Raw genomic sequence first — 1,891 nt, 5'->3', positions numbered from 1 at the left:
CCGATGTTGGTCAGCGGCTGGGCGCCGGTGTTGGTGACCGTGTACGTGTAGTGGATGGTCTGCCCGGCGGCGGTGTACTGCGCCTCGGCGGCCTTCTTCACCACCGTGATCGCGACCAGCGGGGTGTTCACCTTGTTGCTGGTCGTGGTGACGCTCTGGCCGCCCGGGTCGGTGCCGGTGACCTGGCCCTGGTCGGGCACGTTCTGGGCGGCGACGTCCGCCGCCGTCGTGACGTAGGTGGCCTGGCAGGTGGTGGACTGGCCGGGCGCGAGCTGGTTGGTTCCGCAGCCCGAGACGGTGACGCCGGGCGTCAGGTCGGTCACCGTCACGCCGGTCAGCGCGACCTGGCCGGTGTTGGTGACGGTGTACGTGTAGTTGAGCGTCTCGCCCGGGGCCTGGAAGTTCGGCTGGACGGCCGACTTCGTGATGGTCAGCGCCCGCAGCGGCACGACGACCTGGTTGCTGGTCGAGGTCACCGTCTGGGTGCCGACGGTGCCGGTGAGGTTCGCCGTGTCGGTGATCGTGCCCGCCGCCGCGTCCGCGGCGGTCGCGGTGTAGGTGGCGGTGCAGTTCTCCGTGGCGCCGGCCGCGAGCGGGCCGGGCGGGCAGGTGACCGTCGGGGTGCCGGGACCGGTGTCGGTGACCACGATGTTCGTCAGCGGCACACCGGCGTTGTTGGTGACGGCGTAGGTGTAGTGGATCGTCTGCCCCGCGACGAACGAGCTCTCCGCCGCGGACTTGTCGATCGTGGGGGTGGGGACGTTGACCAGCACGGTGGTGGTGCAGCCCGTCGCGGTCGCGCAGGTGCCGCCCGCGATGGTGGGCGCGACGTTGTTGGTCAGCGCGTAGTTGCCGGTGTCGGGGCTGTTGACCGTGACCTGGTACTTCACGGTCACGGTGGACCCGGCGGCGGGCGGCGCGGTCAGTGTGCCCGACCAGGTCAGGGTGTTCCCGGTGACGGCGGCCGTTCCGGAGCTGGCGGTGACGGAGCCGGGCACCAGCGTGCCGTCCGTCAGCACGGCCGAGAGGTTGTCACTGAAACCCGCGAAGGTGGCCGGGTTGGTGCCGGTGTTGGTGACGGTCTCGGTGTAGGTCAGGGTGTCGCCCTCGTTCACCGGGCCGGTCGGGGAGACCGACTTGGCGACGGTGTAGGAGGTGCCGGCCGGAAGGTTGCAGTTCCCGCTGTCCTGGGTGGAGGAGGCGCCGTAGAAGGGGTGCCCCGTCGCGGCGATGACAGTGGTGGGCAGCGTCGCGGTCGAGGAGGCGGTCGGCACCGAGTTCAGCTTCTCGATGGTGCCGTTCGCACGGAAGATGTAGACGTTGCCGCCGGACTGGGCCAGACCGTAGATGGAGTCCGGGGTGGTGCCGATCTCGGTGATCGTGTTGTCCGGGTGGATCCGGAAGTAGCTGGTGGGGTTCTGGAAGAACGAATCGAACGCGACCCCGAGGACGTCGCCGTCGGACAGGGTCACGAAGTCACCCGAGGAGACGAGTGTGGCGGGGTAGGAGACGGGGAACAGCGTGCTTACCCCGGTCGCCGGGTTGAGCGTCCAGATCTGGTTCGAGAAGAACGACGCGACGAACAGGCTGCCGTCCGGGCGGGAGCTCAGCGCGTTGAAGTCGGACCCGAAACCCGCGGCCGGACCGGTGATCACCACCGAGCTGGTCTCCGCGCCGGTGGCCGGGTTGATCGTGTACAGCGTCGGCGGGCTTTCGTGCCAGGACACCCCGTACAGCGTCGTGCCGTCCGCACTCCACGCGATGTCCCCGTAGTCCCGCACCAGCGGCACGTCGGACAACTGCGTACCGGTCGGACTGTACGAGTACAGCTGGTCACCGCCACCGCCGGTGTTCACCCACAACGGCACCGGCGGACAGGTCAACGCCCGGG

The 1,891-nt window shown here is 69.3% G+C and carries 1 pseudogene; it reads right to left on the bottom strand.

What is annotated here, in order from left to right:
• A pseudogene (locus tag ACFWPT_RS40870) lies at positions 1 to 1,856 on the bottom strand (hypothetical protein); the annotation flags it as partial.
• Between the last annotated feature and the right edge of the window lie 35 nt (positions 1,857 to 1,891).

The sequence above is a fragment of the Kitasatospora sp. NPDC058478 genome, assembly GCF_042720345.1.
GTDB lineage: Bacteria > Actinomycetota > Actinomycetes > Streptomycetales > Streptomycetaceae > Kitasatospora.
The sequence above is the reverse complement of the archived record's forward strand: the minus strand, read 5'-3'. Positions and strand labels throughout refer to the sequence as shown.